Raw genomic sequence first — 18,225 nt, 5'->3', positions numbered from 1 at the left:
GGTGGTTACCCCACCGGCTTTTTCTTTGATTCCCAGAGACGAATTTAAAGATAATCGCGCTTGATCGTTTCGAGCACCGCTGCAAAACGCTCCTTGCGTTCCTCCAGCCTGCCATCGGGACTAAGACGAGGTTCCGCCCGGCTGGCCTGCCAGAGCGCCAGCGTCGAGGGCGCGGCAAGCACCTGCTTGGCTAGCTTGCGGAGCGGTTTCTGCGCGGGCTGCTCGCGCACCAGCACATCACCCTCTTCCCTAACCGCAACCTCGTGCTCAACGACGGCAGCCGGTGCTGGCGGCGGGAAATTCATCCCCCAGAAACGTGACCCCTTCTTGGCCGCCTCGGCACGTGTCGACACCGGCACATAACGCGGCTCGTATTTGACGTCGACGGTGCCTGCCCAATCGCTCCATTTGAAGCTGTTGATCGAAGTCGATGTCGTGACGGCGACCCACGGCACACGGAAGGCATCGGCAAGGATCGCTCCATGCATCGATTCGGCGACGATGAATTCAGACTGTGCGATGGCGCGGATGACAGACTTCGCCTCGCCACGCGGATCGAGATAGGTCAGGCCAGCAGGTTCGCATACCGTTTCCCACATGCCGAACTCCGCCGATTCCCAGTGCGGAACGAAGGTTTTCTTGTGCACCTTGGGCAGACCTTTGAAGTCAGGCATCTCGGTGACCATGACTGCCGGATCTACAATGCCCATTTCAGGAGCGAGACCGAGCTTTGCAGCAGTTTTTTCGCCGCGCACGCAACGAATGTCCCACAGCCCCGTACTGACATCCGGCACCGCGCCGTACCCGTATCCGCTGCCAATAACGAGCTTGCGCTGTCTGGTCGGTAGCAGGACATCGTTTAACACGGTGCCGACACCGACAAGCAGAACGTCGTCATGAACGTCTCGCAGGCCCGGAAGCAGGAAATCCCAGAGCCAGAGATTGAGATCGTCACCGAAATTGCCGTGATGCGATTCCCAGTGGTAAGGTTTCATGAGGTTACTCCTCGATAAAAAACATATAAATTCTTACGGGCGAAAATTCACTCAGCGAGAACCGACAATTTTGCCCGCTCCAAGCTGAAACGCGGCCCGAAGAATTGCCGGATCGCGAATCGCCCACTTCAGAAGCAACCCGAATTCGGGAACTTTGCGCTGTTTCAGTTTGCCTGCCTGGCTCCAGAGCGCCTGTTTGCGTGCCGTGTTTTTATAGGAAGCGATCGAGGCAACGTCATCAGGGCGTCGGGAAAAACGACCCTCCAGCGTGTCGAGCGCAACCCATGTATTGAACTGCTGCCGCAGAAATTCCGGCGAGGTGTTGTCGATGCTGTGGAAGATATTGACGCCCATACCACGCATTGCGCCGGCATCGTCACACAATAGTGTGCGTTGCGATGCCAGGATGCAATCGCAAAAAAACAGCACGTCTTCAGCCGCCAGCCTGAGCGCCGGATCGAAGCGGATGTTTTCGAAAAGTCGCCGACCGATGACCATGCAGGAAAGATGCAGGAAGCTCCAGTTCCGCAGCATGACACTCGCGAGATCGGGTAGCTCGATCAACAATGGCCGCTCCGAAAGGCGCGCCGCACCTTCATTTTTCTCCAGCTCGGAAATGGCGAAATGGTAATAAAATTCGTCACTTGCCTGCATGGAAGCCCAATAGCATTCGCCCTCGTATGTATCGAGCGCGTGGGCTGCATTCTTCAGATGATCTGGTATCCAGATGTCGTCGGAATCAAGAAATGCAACATAGGCACTTGCCGCCGGAACATTATCCAGGCCAGTGTTGCGTGCACCGCCAGGGCCGGCATTCGCCTGCTTGACGACGGTGATCCGGTCCTGCTCGGCTGTCGTGAGATCAGCGAGTTCGTTTTCTATCGGGTATGGCGACTCGTCATCGACGATGACAAGATCGAAGTCCTGATAGGTCTGCGCAAACACCGATGCCAGGGCGCGACCCAGGACTCCATGCTGCTTTTGATAATAGGGAATAACGACTGTAAATCTTGCCATTGTTTCGCCCCTTGCGTTGATCAAGAAGTTTCGGGTCCGATTGTTCAGCGGACCCGATGGTATCGGCAACTCCCAACCGGCTTTCCTCCCTCGCCGGCCTCCAGAAACAGGATGCACGTATGCCCCCAGCTCCAAATATAAAATCTATCACCACGAATGTCGGATGGAGCGTCCTGTCAAAAACAGGGACATTCGGGCTTAAATTTGTCACGGTTCCCATTCTGGCGCGATTGCTGTCGCCCGAAGAATTCGGCGTTGTCGCTGTCGGCTTAACCGTCGTACAATTTCTGACCATGATAGCCGGAGCGGGGCTGACCTCCGCTCTGATCGTCGAAAAAGAAGAGGATATGGACACGATCCATACCGTCTTCTGGGCCAATCTCGCCATTTCCTGCACCATGGCTGCCATCCTATACACCTGGGCAGAGTTCTTCGGCGGACTGCTCGGCGCCGTGGAAAGTGCTTATCTGCTGCGCATCATGGCCTTTCTCATTCCGCTGCAATTGGCGGGCGATGTCGCTTATTCGCTTCTTGCCCGGCGCATGAATTTCAGCAAGGACGCCGTCTGGAGCATGCTTTCGGAAAGCATTGCAGCGGTGGTTGCCGTGGCTCTCGCTTTCATGGGTTTTGGCGTCTGGGCGCTGATCATCCAGCTTTTTGCCGCTGCCCTGATCCGACTGATCGGCCTTTACGCCGTGTCGCATTATTTCCCACGCTTTGTCATGAAACCACGTCGACTGGTGCCGCTTCTTGGTTTCAGCTCCGGTCTGATGGGCTCCGAAATCGCCAATTTCGTCACCTTTCAGTCGCCGATGGTCATCATTGCCAGACATCTCGGGCTCGCTGACGCGGGCGCATATTCTGCTTCCAACCGGTTCGCCAGCATACCCAACCAGGTCGTGTTGTCTGCCGTCATGGGCGTGCTTTTTCCGGCTTTCAGTCGAATGATGGACGACCCGCAGCGGCGGCGCGATGCGCTGATGTTCAGCACGCAGGTGCTGACCGTGCTGCTGGCCCCCATGATGTTCGGTCTTTGGGCTGTTGCCGAACCCGCCATGCTGGTGATCTTCGGCCCGAACTGGGCTTACGCCTGGCCCGTCCTTGGACTGCTGGCCCTTTCGAAGGCAATCCTGACGCCCTGCAGCACTTTCATTCCCTATCTGAAAGGCGCCGGGTACGGACGTGTCCTGTTCTGGTCGGCGACGATTCGCGCCGTTGTCACCACGGCGGCGGTCTGGATCGCAGCACTTTACGGCACCCTGATCGACGCCATGGTCTGGCTTTGCATTGTCAACGCCGTCACCCTCGTCGCTTATTCCTGGGCGGTCTTCAAGGCCAGCGACACACCGTTTTTCAGCGGTCTTTATGTCAGCAGCAGGCCGATGATCTCGGCTCTGGTGATGGCGATTTGTGTGCGTTATCTGCTTGAGTTTATGGGTGATCGCATTCAGGGCGCGACCCTGCAGGTTCTCGTCGGCGCGGCCGCAGGCGGGCTTATCTATGGTGTCCTCGTTATCCTGACAGAAAGAGCCTTGCTGCAAAAAATTCTCGGCATGGTCAAAGCGCGACGTACGCGAGAACCCGCAACCCAGAGTTAAAAACAGCATCTTTACTGCGCCCCATTTTCGCCGCGAACACCCCCTGTTCGCGGCGCACGCCTTCACAGAAGCGTGACGAAACAGGTGTGTTTTTTGCATTGCAACATTATGACGGATGATAATTCATTGCGCGACAGCAATTTTCGACCTGTAATAAAAATAAAAACAAAACGTTTTAATTCAGACACTTAATATCATTTTTCATATAAAAAATGGAAAAAGACAGACAATTACCCACAAAATCTTAGCTTGTCTTTTTCCTGCGTCGCCACATTTTACCCTCAAGTCGAAAACAGACTTTGCTAGGCGGACTTAGGTTCGCTCTGGTTGCAACGCGGCGTGGGTGGACGCCGCATAAATAGGGGTGACTGATGTGACGGTCGATCAGAACCTATCCTCCCGTATCAACCTGATGCGTATATTGCTGATATCCGGAATCGTGTTTGTCCATGTGCCGCACGATCCCGACACGAGCCCATTTCTGGGTCTCTATGGCTTCTTCGACTGGCTTCGCGTTTTTCTCGGCGACGCTCTGTTTCGGATCGGTGTGCCGTGCCTGAGCGCGATCTCCGGCTATTTGCTGTTCCGTCGCGGAATGAGTGAATTCGACTATCCTGCTACGATACGTTCCAAGTCGAAAACGGTGCTGCTGCCGTTTCTACTGTGGAACGGAGCGCTGTTTCTGGCGATCATGCTGCTCCAGCATTTTGACCTCAGCGTCGGCTATTTTCCGGATATCTGGAACGCCACTCCGCGCGAAATCGTCAGTCACGGCATGGCCATCGAAACGCTGCCCGTGAATGTACCGCTCTACTTTTTGCGCGATCTTTTCGCCTGCATTCTGTTGTCTCCTATCCTGGCATTCCTGATGCGGCGTTTCGCGCTACCGACACTTGCCGTGTTGCTGCTCATCACCGCCGTTCCGGACGTGACGATCTTCATCGTCCAGAAAAAATCGATCCTGTTCAGTTTCTCGCTCGGTATCGCGCTCGCCCTGCATCGGGTTGATGTCAAAGCGCTTGATCCTTTTGCCTTGCCGATCATGCTTCTGACACTCGTTGCTTCTGCGGCCCTTGCCACCGGCCTATATTTCACCGGACCGGAATTTACCTTCTGGCTGAGCCTGTCACGCAACCTGCTGGCCGTTTTCGGTGCCATCGGCTTCTGGGCATCCTCCGCCCTGTTGATCCGCAGCAGGCTTGGGCAGCGTCTTGCGCAGACGGGAAGCCTGAGCTTCTGGATTTTCTGCGCCCACTATCCGCTTCTCGTTTTGATGTGGATGGTCTGGAACAAGGCCGGGCCTGATTTCTATCCTGCATTCTATGTCGGCGCGACACTAGTGGCTTTTGTCATCCTCGTCGTCAGCAACACGCAGGTCCGCAAACACCTGCCGGCTCTCTACGCCCTACTGACCGGGAGCCGCAGCGGCAAGCGCAAGATCACTGGCGATTCCGCGACAAAGCCGGCGTCTCCACCAATGCCCACCCGGCCAGAAACACTTTACTCGCAACGCCAGAGGTGAACCGATGACACAATTTGCGACGCGCGTTCGACCGCACCTTCTTCTTTCCGCATTGCTGCTTGCCACGCCACTTGCAACACCAAGCCAGGCTCAAGAAGGCAATGGTGCCTCCTTCGTCGAGAGCTTCGACGCGATGGACCGTAGCTTCTGGTACGTCTCGGACGGCTGGTCAAATGGTGCGCACCAGAACTGCACCTGGTCGAAAAAGCTTGCCCGCGTGGAAAATGGCCAACTTCAGCTCGGTTTTCAGCAGGGAAAAGCCGGCGACCGCGAGTATTCGTGCGGCGAAATCCAGACCAAGGGACGATACCGCTACGGAACTTATGAGGCACGCGTGAAGGCTGCGACCGGCTCCGGCCTCAACTCGGCATTCTTCACCTATATCGGCCCGACCGATAAAAAGCCGCACGACGAAATCGACTTCGAAGTGCTGGGCAAGAACTCGGCGAAGGTGCAGCTCAACCAGTATATTTCCGGTAAGGGAGGCAATGAAAAGCTCGTTCCCGTTGCCGGTGGCGCAGATGCCGGCTTCAACGACTTCGCTTTCGTCTGGGAGCCGGAGCGCCTGCGTTATTACGTTAACGGCACGCTCGTCCATGAAGTGACCGACCCGACAAAAATTCCGCAAAATGCGCAGAAGATTTTCTTCAGCCTGTGGGGCACCGATACGCTCAAGGACTGGATGGGCGCCTTTTCCTACTCTGGCGCCACACAAATGACGGTTGACCGCGTCGCCTTCACCGCGCTCGGCGACAAATGCCAATTCTCCGAGTCGATCGCTTGCGCGTTGAATTGAGCGCAAGCGACTTTTGGTGCCCAAGCATGAGCCTCAACGTCTTTCAGGTCCAGATCCCAGCCAGGACGATTTTATGACCCATGTTCTTTATCTTGCGCACGATCTGTCCGATCCCGCCATTCGACGGCGGGTTCTGACACTGATTGCAGGCGGCGCGCAGGTTACGTTGGCGGGTTTCCGCCGCGGAGAAAACCAGCTCGCGGATATCGAAGGGATTCGCCCAATCGCGCTCGGCGAGACCGCGGACGGAAAATTTCCGCAGCGTGTGAAGGCAGTGGTGCTTGCCAGCCTTTCGCTCGGCGGGAAACTGCAAGGGATTGCACGCCCTGACGTCGTCATCGCACGCAATCTGGAAATGCTGGCACTGGCAAAACGCGCGCTCGCGCTCTACGGAGGCGACATACCGCTTGTTTATGAATGCCTCGACATTCACCGCCTGCTTTTAAACCAAGGCAAGGTGGGCAAGGCCCTCAACGCCGCACAGCATTATTTCGCACGCGGCGCAAAACTTCTGATGACCAGTTCTCCGGCTTTTGTAGAGCATTATTTCAAGCCGATTTCCGGCCTCGATTTGCCCGTTCTGCTGCAGGAAAACAAGGTTCTGGCGCTCGATACCGTCACACAGGAAAAACCCCGCCCTCGTCTTCCTGAAGCCGGCCAACCATGGAAAATCGGCTGGTTCGGTGCACTGCGCTGCCGGAAATCGCTGGAAATACTTGCCGCATTCGCCAGGGAAATGGATGGAAAGGTCGAGGTCATTCTGCGTGGCCGACCCGCCTATTCCGAATTTTCGGATTTTGATGGTTTTGTAAAAAACGCCCCGCACCTTCATTTCCACGGTCCTTACAAAAACCCCGAGCAACTGGCTTCGATCTACAATGAAGTGCAGTTCACCTGGGCTATCGATTTCTTCGAAGAGGGCCAGAACTCGAGCTGGCTGTTGCCCAACCGGCTTTATGAGGGTTGCCTTCATGGCGCGCTTCCCATTGCCGTAACAGGCACAGAAACCGCCCGTTTCATCCAGAAACGCAATATCGGCTTCACCCTGCCGGACGCGACAGCTGCAAACCTTGCCGCGCTTTTCAGTACGATGACGCCGGAAACCTACTCTGCCGCGTTCGAGACACTTGCTGCGCAGGACGAAAAACAGTGGCTGACGGACCGAGACGATTGCCGTCTTCTGGTCCACAAACTTTCCAACCTGACCAAATCCGCTTCGGGCCATGCCAGTGAAGCGGCCTTTTCAACTGTGTAATGCGTGGGGGCAAGTCATGGAAAGTCGCGTAAATTCCAAGATCCGGACTTTGATCGTTATTCCTTGCCTCAACGAGGCAAAGACGATCGAGGCGCTGCTGCATAAGTTTACTGGCATGATGAACGGAAAAAATTTCCGGGTCGTGGTGGCCGATGGTGGCAGCACGGATGGGACCCGCGACATCGTGGATGCCTTTGTCAAAAACGATGAGCGCGTGACGCTGCTTCCCAATCCCAAACGTATCCAGAGTGCGGGTATCAACCTTGCCGTTTCGACGTTCGGCCAGGACTACGACTACCTCATCCGTATCGATGCACATGGCGATTATCCAGACGATTATTGCCTGCGTCTCATCGAGGACGCGGAACGCACCGGTGCGGATTCCGTTGTGGTTGCGATGGACACCGTGGGCCATGGGCTTTTCCAGAAGGCCACCGCCATGGCGCAGAACTCCAAGCTCGGTAATGGCGGCTCCAAACACCGGGAAGGTGCCAAAGGTCACTGGATCGACCATGGCCACCACGCGCTGATGCGGATCGCCGCTTTCGATGCCGTGGGCGGTTACGATGAAACATTCAGCCACAATGAGGATGCGGAACTGGATTTCCGCCTGCGCAAGTCAGGCTTCCGCATCTGGATGACCGACAAGACACGCATGACCTATTATCCACGCTCTAGTGTCCTACCGCTCTTCAAACAATATCTGGCTTATGGCCGTGGCCGCGCAAAGAACCTGCTGAAGCACCGCTCCATTCCGAAAATCCGCCAGATGATCCCGCTGGCCGTGCTGCCGGTTTTCGTCTTTGCCCTGCTGTCCCTCTATCATTGGGTCGCTCTTATTCCGCTTGGCCTCTGGATTGCCGCATGTCTCGGTTATGGCTTGTGGATGGCTATAGGTCAGAAAAACCCATACGGCCCACTCGCGGCCTTCTCAGCCATGGTGATGCACTTCGCCTGGTCTACCGGCTTCTGGCTGGAACTCCTGAAATTCCGGGGAAAAAAGGCTGCCTGATGAACGACACAACCGTCATCCAACCGAATTCTGTGACCACCGTTGACATTGGCATCTGCACGTATAGACGCCCCGCACTGGTCGCCACACTTCTGTCATTGTTCGAACTCGACGTTCCTCAGGGTGTGAAAATTCGCCTGATCGTCGCTGACAATGACGCGGAACCGAGTGCGCAAGACAGTGTCGAACGGCTGCGCAAGACAGCGCCTTTCGAAATCACCTACGTACATTGCCCCAAGTCGAACATTTCGATTGCCCGCAATGCCTGCCTTTCCGAATGCAAGGCCGACTACCTCGCATTTATCGATGACGATGAAACAGCACCGCCTCATTGGCTTTCAGCTCTTCTGCAAAAAGCGCGTGAAACGGACGCCGAAGCGGTTCTCGGGCCGGTTACCGCCGTCTATCGCGACAATGCTCCTGGCTGGATGAAACGCGGTGACTTTCACTCCACTGTGCCCGTCTGGGTCAATGGCGACATCATCACTGGCTACACCTGCAACACACTTCTGAAAATGGATGCACCGCCGGTAAAGGGCCGACGATTTGCCCTCGCGCTTGGCCAGAGCGGTGGCGAGGACACGCATTTCTTCTCCTACATGCATGCAGCAGGCGGGCAGATCGCCTTCGCTGAAAATGCCATGCTGTCAGAACCAGTTCCGGAAAGCCGGGCCAGCTTCATGTGGCTCGCCAAACGCCGCTTCCGCTCGGGGCAGACCCATGGCCGCGTGCTGGCGGAAAAGAAACCGGGCATCCGGCGTGTCATGCAGATGCTGACGGCTGGCTCCAAGGTGCTTTATTGTGCGACATTTGCTGCACTCAGCAGCTTCGATGCGGTTCGTCGCAATCGGTATGCGCTGCGCGGCGCATTACATCTGGGCTCAGCCAGCGGCGCGTTCGGCGTACGCGAAATCCGCCAATACGGAACAGTGGAGGCGATCTGATGGACAACCAGATTTCGCAGCCGGACGTCAGCTTCGTCATTGCCGCTTACAATGCCGCCGACACCATTACCGCGGCCATTCAGAGCGCGCTTGAGCAAAAGCATGTCGACCTGGAGATCCTCGTTGTGGACGATTGTTCCAGCGACGAAACGCGATCCATCGTCGCTGAAATCGGTGGCCGCGATCCGCGCGTAAAGCTCATTGCACTTGAACGAAACGCCGGTCCGGGCGGCGCCCGTAACGCAGGCATTGAGGCTGCGACAGGGCGCTGGATTGCAGTGCTCGATGCCGATGATGTCATCCGCCCGGAGCGCACCGCCTGCATGGTATCTCGGGCGGAAACTGCCAATGCCGCTATCGCCGTTGACAATCTCGACGTCGTCTATCTGGACGACCGCCCGATGGAGACGATGTTTCCGGAAGACATGCTCGAAAACATGCCGGTTCTGACGCTTGAGCAGTTTATCGGATCAAACGTTCTTTTCCGGACGACCTTCAATTTCGGTTACATGAAACCGATGTTCCGCCGGGATTTTCTCAACGACAACGCACTGCGTTTCCGTGAGGAAATTCGCATTGGCGAAGACTACATCCTGCTTGCTTCGGCACTGGCCGCTGGCGGCCTCTGCGTTATCGAGCCGAAGCCTGGTTATATCTACAACATCCGCGAGGGCTCGATTTCGCGCGTGCTGGAAATCAGTCACGTCGAAGCGATGATGAAGGCCGACCGAGATTTTCTCAGCCACTACACATTGCTGCCCGCCGCCATGGATGCGCAAAAGGCCAGAAGTCGTAGCCTGAGCCTTGCCTTCAACTTTCTGACATTGGTCGAGGACATCAAGCGCCGGTCCATTCTTGGCGTCCTGAAAACGACCATCAAAGATCCTGCGGTCATCGGTCATTTGAGAATGCCGGTCGCCGTACGGTTACGACGCCTGCGGGAGGCACTTTTTTCGCCCGCAGCAAACACAGGGGTGAAAAGACAGATTTCGTAGAGTCTGCAAGGGACTGGGGACAGATCAAAACCTTGATGAAGGAGAACGCGATGGACATGAAGAAAACTGTCAGAAAAGCCGTTATTCCCGTTGCCGGAAACGGCACGCGCTTTTTGCCCGCAACGAAGGCAATGCCGAAGGAAATGCTGACGATCGTCGATCGGCCCGTCGTGCAATATGCCGTTGACGAGGCCTTGCAGGCAGGTATCGAGCACATCATCTTTGTCACGAGCCGCAACAAGACCGCGATCGAAGACTATTTCGACAGCGCACCGGAACTGATCAACACGCTGACCCGCTCCGGCAAGACGGTGCAGGTTCTCCAGCTTGAGAAGATGCTGCCGGTAGCAGGCACGGTCAGCTATACCCGCCAGCAGGTGCCGCTCGGTCTCGGCCACGCCGTCTGGTGTGCCCGCGAACTGGTTGGCAACGAACCTTTTGCCCTTCTTCTGCCTGACATGGTTTCTTACGGCGCGCGCGGCTGCATAGCCGGCCTGATGGAGCTTTATGACGAAGTCGGCGGCAACATCCTCGGCGTCGAGGAATGCCTTCCGGCGGAAACCTCCTCCTACGGCATTGTTGGCGTGGGCGCGAAGGTCAGCCACGGCTTTTCCGTCACCGAAATGATCGAAAAGCCGGAACCGTCCAAGGCACCGTCGAATTACTATCTCAATGGCCGCTACATTCTGCAGCCGGAGATTTTCGACATTCTCGCGAGGCAGGAGCGCGGTGCAGGCAACGAGATCCAATTGACCGACGGCATGAAACGACTGGCTGAAAAGCAGGCGTTCCACGCTCAGAAATATACGGGTCGCACCTTCGACTGCGGCAGCAAGCAGGGCTTTATTGCCGCCAACGTCGCATTTTCGCTGCTCCGTGCGGATATGGAAGAACAGGTTCTGGCGTCGATCAAGGAATTGGTCGCCAACCATGAAAGCCGCGTTCAGGCGGCCTGACATCACCACGCGCGTTGGGATTTCCGATCCCTGACCGCGCCGAGACAACGGGAGGCGGGAAGGCGAGCAAGGCTTGGCTTCCCGCGCCATTTTTTAGTTCACAAGGTAGGTCCATGCACCACAAGACCTTTAAATCCAACATCAATTTTGCCGATCAGGGCAAGGATGCCGACACCTTCATTGACCTCGATCGCCTCTGGGCGGCCGTGATGCGTCGCGCCAACGTGATTGCCGCCTGTGTGGTCGCCAGCATGGTGTTGGCTGGCCTTTATCTGGTGCTTGCAACCCCTGTTTATACCGCGATGACGCAGGTCCTTCTGGATGAAAGCCTTTCTCGTTATGCGGAAGAGGAATCACCGGTCCCGGCAGCCCAGATCGTCGACAACCGTATTGCCAGCGCCGTGGAAATTTTGAAATCCAAGGAAATGGCGCTGACCGTCGTCGACAAGGCGAAGTTCGATGAGAATGACACCATCGTCAATCCGCCGATGTCGCCGGCCGAACTGGTGAAATCGTCCGTACGTGGCATTGTAAATCTGCTTACGCCGGGCGAGCCGCCAGTCTCCGAAGCCGCAATCCGTGCTGGGCGCCGTGAAAAGGCCGCCGCCGTTCTCCAGCAATCGCTAACCGTCGAACGCGTTGGACGCAGTTCCGTGATCGCGATCTCGACGCGCTCCACCGACCGCCAGCTCGCCGCACAGATCGCCAAGACCTATGCACAGGCCTATCTGACCGAACAGCTCAATGCCAACTTCGACGCAAGTGAGCGCGCCTCTGTCTGGTTGCAGGAACGCCTCAGCGACCTCAATCAGCGTGCCCAGGCTGCCGAGCTCGCCGTTGAAAAATTCAAGGCGGACAACAACATCATCTCCTCGCGCGGCGAACTGATTTCGGAAGGCCAGCTTGCCGATCTGAACGGCCAGCTTATTGCCGCACAGGCCGATGCCGCTACCGCTTCCGCACGCTACAACCAATACAAGTCGATCATCGACCGCGGCCCAGATGCGGCCGTGGACAACGCGGTCGTTTCGGCCCGCGACACTGACAACACCGTCATTCAGGATCTTCGTAAGCGTTACATCACCATCTCCGACCGCCAGAAGGGGATCGTCGAGCAGTTTGGTGCCGATCACCCGCAGGCAGTTGCGCTGGACGCCGAGAAGAAGGAAGTTGCGCGTCAGATCTTCCAGGAACTGCAACAGCTCACCGGCAGCCTCAAGAACGAATATGAGGTGACCAATTCCCGCGTGCAGTCCCTTCGTGATAACATCGATCGTGTCGCAGGCCGCAACTCTCAGACCAACATGACGATGGTGCAACTGCGTGAACTGGATCAGCGCGCCACGGCTTTGCGCACGCTCTACCAGTCCTATCTTGGGCGCTTCGAAGAAGCCGCACAAAAGCAGTCCTTCCCGATTGCAAAGGCGCGCGTCATTTCTGAAGCGGGCCTGCCGACGTCACCTTCCAGCCCTAAAAAAACTATGACGATGGCACTTTCTGTCATTCTTGGCCTGATGCTGGGCGGCGGTGTTGCAGCTCTGCTTGAGTTTCGCGACCGCTTCTTCCACACCGGCAACGATGTGCGCGACAATCTGCGTATGCGTTTCCTGGGCTACCTGCCATTCATCGGTGAGCGTGGTGTCGAGGCTGCCAAGCCAGGAAACAGCGCCGCGACCCCCGGTGGTGAAAATGCAACCATTGACGCCAACGGGCAGGTCTCGTTCCAGAAGATGCTGCGTCTTGCCGTCGATAGCCCGCGTTCGAGCTTTGCCGAAACGCTTCGCAATGTGAAGCTGACAGCGGACGTTGTCATTCAGGAGCGCCAATGCCGGGTCATTGGCGTGATTTCCTGCCTGCCGAACGAAGGTAAATCTGTCGTCGCACTCAACCTCGCGGGGCTAATCGCATCGACTGGCAAACGCACGCTGGTGGTGGACGCCGACATCCGTAACCCGGGTCTCAGCCGCATGCTCACCACGCGTCAATCTGCAGGTCTTGTGGAAGTGGTCCTCGACGAGGTTCCCTGGACGCAGGCGGTCAAGGTCGATAGCCGTACGAAAATGGGCATTCTCCCTGTCTCGACCAGCAACCAGTTCGCCCATTCCAGTGAACTTCTGTCGTCATCTGGCATGCGCAAGTTCATCGATGCCGCACGCGAAGCGTGTGACTACATCATCGTCGACCTAGCACCGGTCGTTCCAGTAATCGATGCAAAGGCTTTCGCATCGCAGGTGGACGGTTTCGTGTTCGTGACCGAATGGGGTAAGACGCCGATCCAGATGGTACAGAACGTCATGGCCAACGAACCGCAAATCGCCAATAAGACGCTCGGTATCGTGTTGAACAAGACCGACATGACCGAGTTGCAGCGCTACGCTGGACCGGGCGGTTCGGAGCACTATCACGAGAAATTTGCGGCCTATTACGGCGACGCCAAGCAGCCCGCCAAGGAGCCAGCATAAAGACCAGAACGGCCCGGCACCTGACCGGGCCGTTTCTTTATCCGATTTTATTTTTGCGTGTGGATTTGGCGCGCAAATTGCGCATTGATGGTGCCCGATCAAATCGCATCAATGAGCAGGACAGAATTTCTCATGCCGACACCCATTGCCTTTGTTTCCCGATCGGATTCGGAATCCGAAACCATCTGGAAAACCGCCCTTCGCGCGGCCATGCCGGAGGAAACCATTCTTTCCTTTTCCGAACTGAGTGAAGAACAGAAACAGGCGGTGGAACTGGCAATCGTCGCAAATCCGGACCCAGCCGATATCGCGGCTTTACCGGGGCTTAAATGGATTCACAGTCTGTGGGCAGGCGTTGAGCGGCTGGTCCTCGAACTCGGGCAAAAGGCACCACCGATCGTTCGGCTGAAAGATCCTGAATTGTCACGCGTGATGGCGGAAGCAGTACTGGCATGGACCTATTATCTGCAGCGCGATATGCCCGTCTATCGCAACAATCAGCAGAATGCCATCTGGAAGGACCTGGATTACCGCCATCCACAAGATGTCACCGTCGGTTTGCTGGGACTTGGTGCTCTCGGTGCTGTTGCCGCCGAACGACTTCTGGACGCCGGCTTCAATGTCGCAGGATGGAGCCGATCACCAAAATCAATTGCCAATGTGGAAACGCTGAATGGCGAAACCGGATTGAACAGCCTGCTTGCAAAAAGCGACATTCTTGTCTGCTTGATACCGCTTACAGACGATACACGTGGCCTTATTAACGCCGACCGCATCGGCGTGATGAAGGACGGTGCAGAGATCATCAATTTCGGACGTGGCCCTGTCATCGTAACCGATGACCTCACCGCAGCACTCGATTCCGGCAAGCTGTCGCATGCTGTGCTCGATGTCTTCGATCAGGAACCATTGCCGCAGTCGTCTGCGCTCTGGCGAAACCCGAAAGTGACCGTTTTACCGCATATTTCCGCACCCACCAGCCGCGAAAGTTCGGCAAGGATCGTTGCTGCCAATATCGGCAAGTGGCGGACCACAGGTGTCTTGCCTGAAACCGTGGATATGCAGCGAGGTTACTGATCCGCGCGGTCTGAGAGACCCTGCCTGCACCATGTCGCAATGCCGTTGGCGGCGGCTTTTCCGGTCGCAAAGCAGGCGGTCAACAGGTACCCACCAGTCGGTGCTTCCCAGTCAAGCATTTCCCCGGCGACAAAGACGCCGGGGAGCTTCTCCAGCATGTAATCGTCTCTGACGCCCTGCCACGCGACCCCGCCGGCAGAAGAAATAGCCTCGTCAATCGGCCTTGTCCGCGCCAGTGGGATCTCGGCATGCTTGATCCGCACGGCCACAAGGTCTGCCGGTAGAGAGGAAATGTCAGGAAAGAGCTCTCGTAGCAGTGCAGCCTTCACCCCCGACAGCCCGGCTCCCTTACGCAACCGGTTGGAAAAGCTTTCCTTGCGACCAAGCCTGGACAGATCGCGTCCGAGCCGCTCCACCGTTCGGCCGGGCGCCAGATCGACGATGAGGGAAGCTTTTCCGGTCTCGTCCAATTGATCGCGAAGTGCGGCCGAATGTGCATAAACGAGACTGCCCTCAACACCATGTCTGGTGACGACGAACTCGCCCGAAAACGCACCAGCACTGGAAATGGCGACAACCGATTTTAAAGCGTCACCGGCGAAACGCTCGCGAAATGTCTCGCTCCAGTCGACGTCGAAACCGCAGTTGGCAGGGCGGAAGGGAGAGACGACAACACCCTTCTCGGCGAGCCTCGGAGCCCAGGCAGCATCCGAGCCAAGGCGCGGCCAACTGGCGCCACCGAGCGCCAGCAAAACGGCATCGAACGTGGCTGTCATTGGTCCAGCCGGTGTTTCGAACCGAAGACTGTCGCCCGTAAATCCTGTCCAACGGTGGCGCGTCCTGATGACAACGCCCTGCATTTCCAACCGTGACAACCACGCTCGCAACAGTGGCGACGCTTTCATCACCGTTGGGAAGACACGGCCCGATGTTCCTGTAAAGGTTTCCTGCCCCAAACCCAGCGCCCAGTCACGCAACATGGCAGGCGTAAAAGCATCGAGTGCGGTACGCAGACGCGGTTCGGCCGTACCAAATCGGTGAACGAAGTTTTCGTAGTCCTCGGAATGGGTGATGTTAAGGCCGGATTTCCCCGCCATCAGCAATTTTCTTGCGACCGTCGGCATCGCTTCAAAGACCGTGACAGCATGGCCCGCAGCCGACAGCATCTCGGCTGCCATCAGACCTGCCGGTCCACCGCCGACGATTGCGATCTGCCTTGCGCCAGTCACGTGCTTATCTCCGTCACCATCCATCATCGCTGCCTTATACCGATTTGCGCGCCGGAATATATGCGATATTGCATGGGCATGTTCACACTCGACCAGCCCGTCACCTTTTCGCAGGATATCAAAAAGAGCCGTTTCATTGCGTTTGCCTCGCCGATCACCAGCGAGGAGGATGCAAAGACCTTTCTGGCTAAGAATTCCGATTTTGCTGCGAACCACAATTGCTGGGCCTGGCGGACAGGACAGGTCTACAGATTTAGCGATGACGGCGAACCCTCCGGAACGGCGGGCAAACCGATCCTCCAGGCCATTGATGGACAGGAACTCGACAATGTCGCGGTGGTTGTCGTGCGCTGGTTCGGGGGCATTCTCCTTGGCAGCGGCGGCCTGATCCGGGCCTATGGCGGCACAGCAGCCGCGTGTTTGCGGCTCGGTGAAAAATCGCCGGTGATAGCTTATCTCACTGCGACCCTCAGTTGCCCGTTTTCCGATCTGGCTCTGGTTAAATCGAGGCTTTCGGCGATCCGTAGCCTCAAAGTCGACGCCGAGGATTTCACTGCCACCGGGGCTGATATGCGACTTTCCGTGCCAAACGAAGAGGCTGAGCGACTTGGACGATTGTTAAGCGACCTTACGAGCGGACGGGTCAATTTGCATATTCCGGACTGACCACTCTGGCCGGTTGGTGGTTTCGTGATAAAGAACGAAAATGTCGTCCAAGCTTTCGAACCCGATCTATAATCCACCGCTTGAACCCTATCTTACGATCGTTCACCGCGATGAAGATCTTCTTGTGCTGGACAAGCCAAGCGGACTTCTGTCGGTGCCGGGACGCGACCCTGTCCTGTCCGACAGCTTGCTGACGCGGGTGCAGAAGAAATTTCCCAGGGCCTTGATGATAAATCGGCTGGATAAGGACACATCCGGCATCGTGCTTTTGTCGCTCAACCGAAAGGCCCATGCTGCGATCGCCTCACAATTTGAAAATCGGCAAACGCAGAAATCCTATATCGCTGTGGTCTGGGGAGACGTTCAGGGCGAGAACGGCGAAGTGGATCTGCCGCTTGCGATCGATCCCGACAACAAGCCTCGTCACCGGGTCGACTACGAGCACGGTAAAACCGCGCAAAGCCAATGGCATGTGCTAGAACGGCTGCCTCTGCCTGCCACACGGCTTCGGCTTCACCCTCTGACAGGCCGTACTCATCAATTGCGCGTTCATATGAAGGCGATCGGCCATCCCATCCTTGGCGACGAGTTTTATGCAGATGGAGAAGCCTTAGCGGGCGCTTCCCGACTGATGTTGCATGCCGAGGAGGTGGCCTTCCGGCACCCGGATGGCCGAGACGTTCGCTATGTTGTGCCCTGCCCCTTCTGAGAGCGACGAATGAAAGAAGAAGACGAAAGCTTCGTGGTGGATTTTGTCGGTGGCGCGGTCGGTCACAGGTTCCGCTCTGGTGAAGGGCGCGGACAGGCACTGGCAAAAGCTGCAGGTTTCACCAAAGGGCGTACGCCGAGGATTGTCGATGCGACAGCCGGCCTTGGGCGCGATGCATTCCTGCTCGCTTCACTAGGCGCCGATGTCACGCTCATCGAGCGCTCTGCGGGGATGCACGCCCATCTTGAGGATGGCATAAGACGTGCACTTGAAGCTGGCGGTGCCTACGCCGAAACTGCGGCCCGCATGACGCTACTGCATGGTGATTCCAGGGAATTATTGAAAGAGCTTTCACCTGAGGTGGTGATTGTCGATCCAATGCACCCACCCAGACACAATACGGCACTGGTCAAGAAAGAGATGCGCGTGCTTCGCGAACTCGTCGGCGCTGATCCAGACCAGGTGCAGTTGATGGAAGTGGCTCTGGCCAACGCTACAAAGAGGGTCGTACTGAAATGGCCGCTGCGGGCCGATCCGATGCCGGGCATACGAAAACCCTCGCATCAGATACTTGGTAAAAACACCCGGTACGATGTGTTTATGATCTTCGGAAAAACGGCCGACATAGAAGACTGATCAACGCGAAACCGGTTTACGCTGGGCATTCATGAGAAGCTCATGGCGCGTGGCGAAATCGCCGAACAGCTTGCGAAGGCGCGTTTCTTCCGTCTTGTCGAGACGGTAACGTCGGCAGAATTCGGCAACGTTGAGGATCGGTTTTATCCCGCTACCGTCTAGGTTTTTGTTATCGATGACCTGCATGGTTCCCTCCATCGTATCAGAGCAGAAACGCACGTGAACCCATTGCAGTTCCCTGCAATTTCGCATGGATGAGAAGTAGCGCCATTGCGCGTCAAACCCCTCCTTTGCGAACACGATGCCATCAAGTTTTCTTGAATGCATCGACTGAAACGAAATGCCTCCCATATGGT

General features: G+C 56.7%; 17 protein-coding genes. 13 read left to right on the top strand and 4 right to left on the bottom strand.

Going from position 1 to position 18,225, the window contains the following annotated elements; all coding sequences use genetic code 11:
• Positions 1-44: 44 nt before the first annotated feature.
• Positions 45-995 carry a polysaccharide pyruvyl transferase family protein gene (locus FY156_22960; GenBank protein ID UXS04337.1) on the bottom strand — a complete coding sequence of 317 codons (951 nt, stop codon included), beginning with the start codon at positions 993-995 and terminating at the stop codon, positions 45-47.
• A gap of 51 nt (positions 996-1,046) precedes the next feature.
• A complete protein-coding gene (locus FY156_22955) occupies positions 1,047-2,012 on the bottom strand; it encodes a glycosyltransferase family 2 protein (protein UXS04336.1) in 966 nt (321 codons plus the stop codon).
• 119 nt (positions 2,013-2,131) lie between these two features.
• Here FY156_22955 and FY156_22950 point away from each other — a divergent pair, with 119 nt between their 5' ends.
• From FY156_22950 to FY156_22905, 10 genes are all read left to right on the top strand, one after another.
• Complete coding sequence (locus tag FY156_22950; protein ID UXS04335.1) at positions 2,132-3,610, top strand: lipopolysaccharide biosynthesis protein; 1,479 nt, start codon at positions 2,132-2,134, stop codon at positions 3,608-3,610.
• A 412-nt stretch (positions 3,611-4,022) separates the two neighbouring features.
• Positions 4,023-5,132, top strand: a complete 1,110-nt coding sequence (locus tag FY156_22945; GenBank protein UXS05217.1) for an acyltransferase — start codon at positions 4,023-4,025, stop codon at positions 5,130-5,132.
• Positions 5,133-5,136: 4 nt separating this feature from the next.
• Positions 5,137-5,928 carry a family 16 glycosylhydrolase gene (locus tag FY156_22940; GenBank protein ID UXS04334.1) on the top strand — a complete coding sequence of 264 codons (792 nt, stop codon included), beginning with the start codon at positions 5,137-5,139 and terminating at the stop codon, positions 5,926-5,928.
• Between the two features lie 73 nt (positions 5,929-6,001).
• Positions 6,002-7,183 (top strand): glycosyltransferase family 4 protein, encoded by a 1,182-nt coding sequence (locus FY156_22935; protein UXS04333.1) that lies wholly within the window; start codon positions 6,002-6,004, stop codon positions 7,181-7,183.
• Positions 7,184-7,199: 16 nt separating this feature from the next.
• Positions 7,200-8,195, top strand: coding sequence for a glycosyltransferase family 2 protein (locus FY156_22930; protein UXS04332.1), 996 nt, complete (start codon positions 7,200-7,202; stop codon positions 8,193-8,195).
• On the top strand, positions 8,195-9,139 hold the full coding sequence (locus FY156_22925) for a glycosyltransferase family 2 protein (GenBank protein UXS04331.1): 945 nt from the start codon (positions 8,195-8,197) through the stop codon (positions 9,137-9,139). Before FY156_22930 ends, FY156_22925 begins: the two co-directional genes overlap by 1 nt.
• Positions 9,139-10,134 (top strand): glycosyltransferase family 2 protein, encoded by a 996-nt coding sequence (locus FY156_22920; protein ID UXS04330.1) that lies wholly within the window; start codon positions 9,139-9,141, stop codon positions 10,132-10,134. The genes FY156_22925 and FY156_22920 overlap by 1 nt, the downstream gene beginning before the upstream one ends.
• A 50-nt stretch (positions 10,135-10,184) precedes the next feature.
• A complete protein-coding gene (locus FY156_22915) occupies positions 10,185-11,090 on the top strand; it encodes a UTP--glucose-1-phosphate uridylyltransferase (protein UXS04329.1) in 906 nt (301 codons plus the stop codon).
• A gap of 113 nt (positions 11,091-11,203) precedes the next feature.
• A complete protein-coding gene (locus tag FY156_22910; protein UXS04328.1) occupies positions 11,204-13,552 on the top strand; it encodes a polysaccharide biosynthesis tyrosine autokinase in 2,349 nt (782 codons plus the stop codon).
• Between the two features lie 132 nt (positions 13,553-13,684).
• Positions 13,685-14,629: a glyoxylate/hydroxypyruvate reductase A gene (locus tag FY156_22905; GenBank protein UXS04327.1), complete on the top strand. Its 945-nt coding sequence runs from the start codon at positions 13,685-13,687 to the stop codon at positions 14,627-14,629.
• On the opposite strand, the gene FY156_22900 is transcribed toward FY156_22905, so the two are convergent.
• On the bottom strand, positions 14,623-15,882 hold the full coding sequence (locus tag FY156_22900; GenBank protein ID UXS04326.1) for a TIGR03862 family flavoprotein: 1,260 nt from the start codon (positions 15,880-15,882) through the stop codon (positions 14,623-14,625). The two genes, FY156_22905 and FY156_22900, sit on opposite strands and share 7 nt — an antisense overlap.
• A gap of 54 nt (positions 15,883-15,936) precedes the next feature.
• On the opposite strand from FY156_22900, the gene FY156_22895 reads away from it, so the two are divergent.
• From FY156_22895 to FY156_22885, 3 genes are read left to right on the top strand one after another with little or no spacing between them, the layout of a single operon-like run.
• Positions 15,937-16,524 (top strand): YigZ family protein, encoded by a 588-nt coding sequence (locus FY156_22895; GenBank protein UXS05216.1) that lies wholly within the window; start codon positions 15,937-15,939, stop codon positions 16,522-16,524.
• A gap of 40 nt (positions 16,525-16,564) precedes the next feature.
• Positions 16,565-17,233, top strand: coding sequence for an RNA pseudouridine synthase (locus FY156_22890; protein UXS04325.1), 669 nt, complete (start codon positions 16,565-16,567; stop codon positions 17,231-17,233).
• 9 nt (positions 17,234-17,242) lie between these two features.
• On the top strand, positions 17,243-17,869 hold the full coding sequence (locus FY156_22885; GenBank protein UXS04324.1) for a class I SAM-dependent methyltransferase: 627 nt from the start codon (positions 17,243-17,245) through the stop codon (positions 17,867-17,869).
• Here the strand turns inward: FY156_22885 and FY156_22880 are convergent, their stop codons facing one another.
• Complete coding sequence (locus tag FY156_22880; GenBank protein UXS04323.1) at positions 17,870-18,055, bottom strand: hypothetical protein; 186 nt, start codon at positions 18,053-18,055, stop codon at positions 17,870-17,872.
• Between the last annotated feature and the right edge of the window lie 170 nt (positions 18,056-18,225).

The sequence above is a fragment of the Agrobacterium tumefaciens genome (assembly GCA_025559845.1).
GTDB lineage: Bacteria > Pseudomonadota > Alphaproteobacteria > Rhizobiales > Rhizobiaceae > Agrobacterium.
This window is presented reverse-complemented; position numbering and strand designations above follow the sequence as displayed.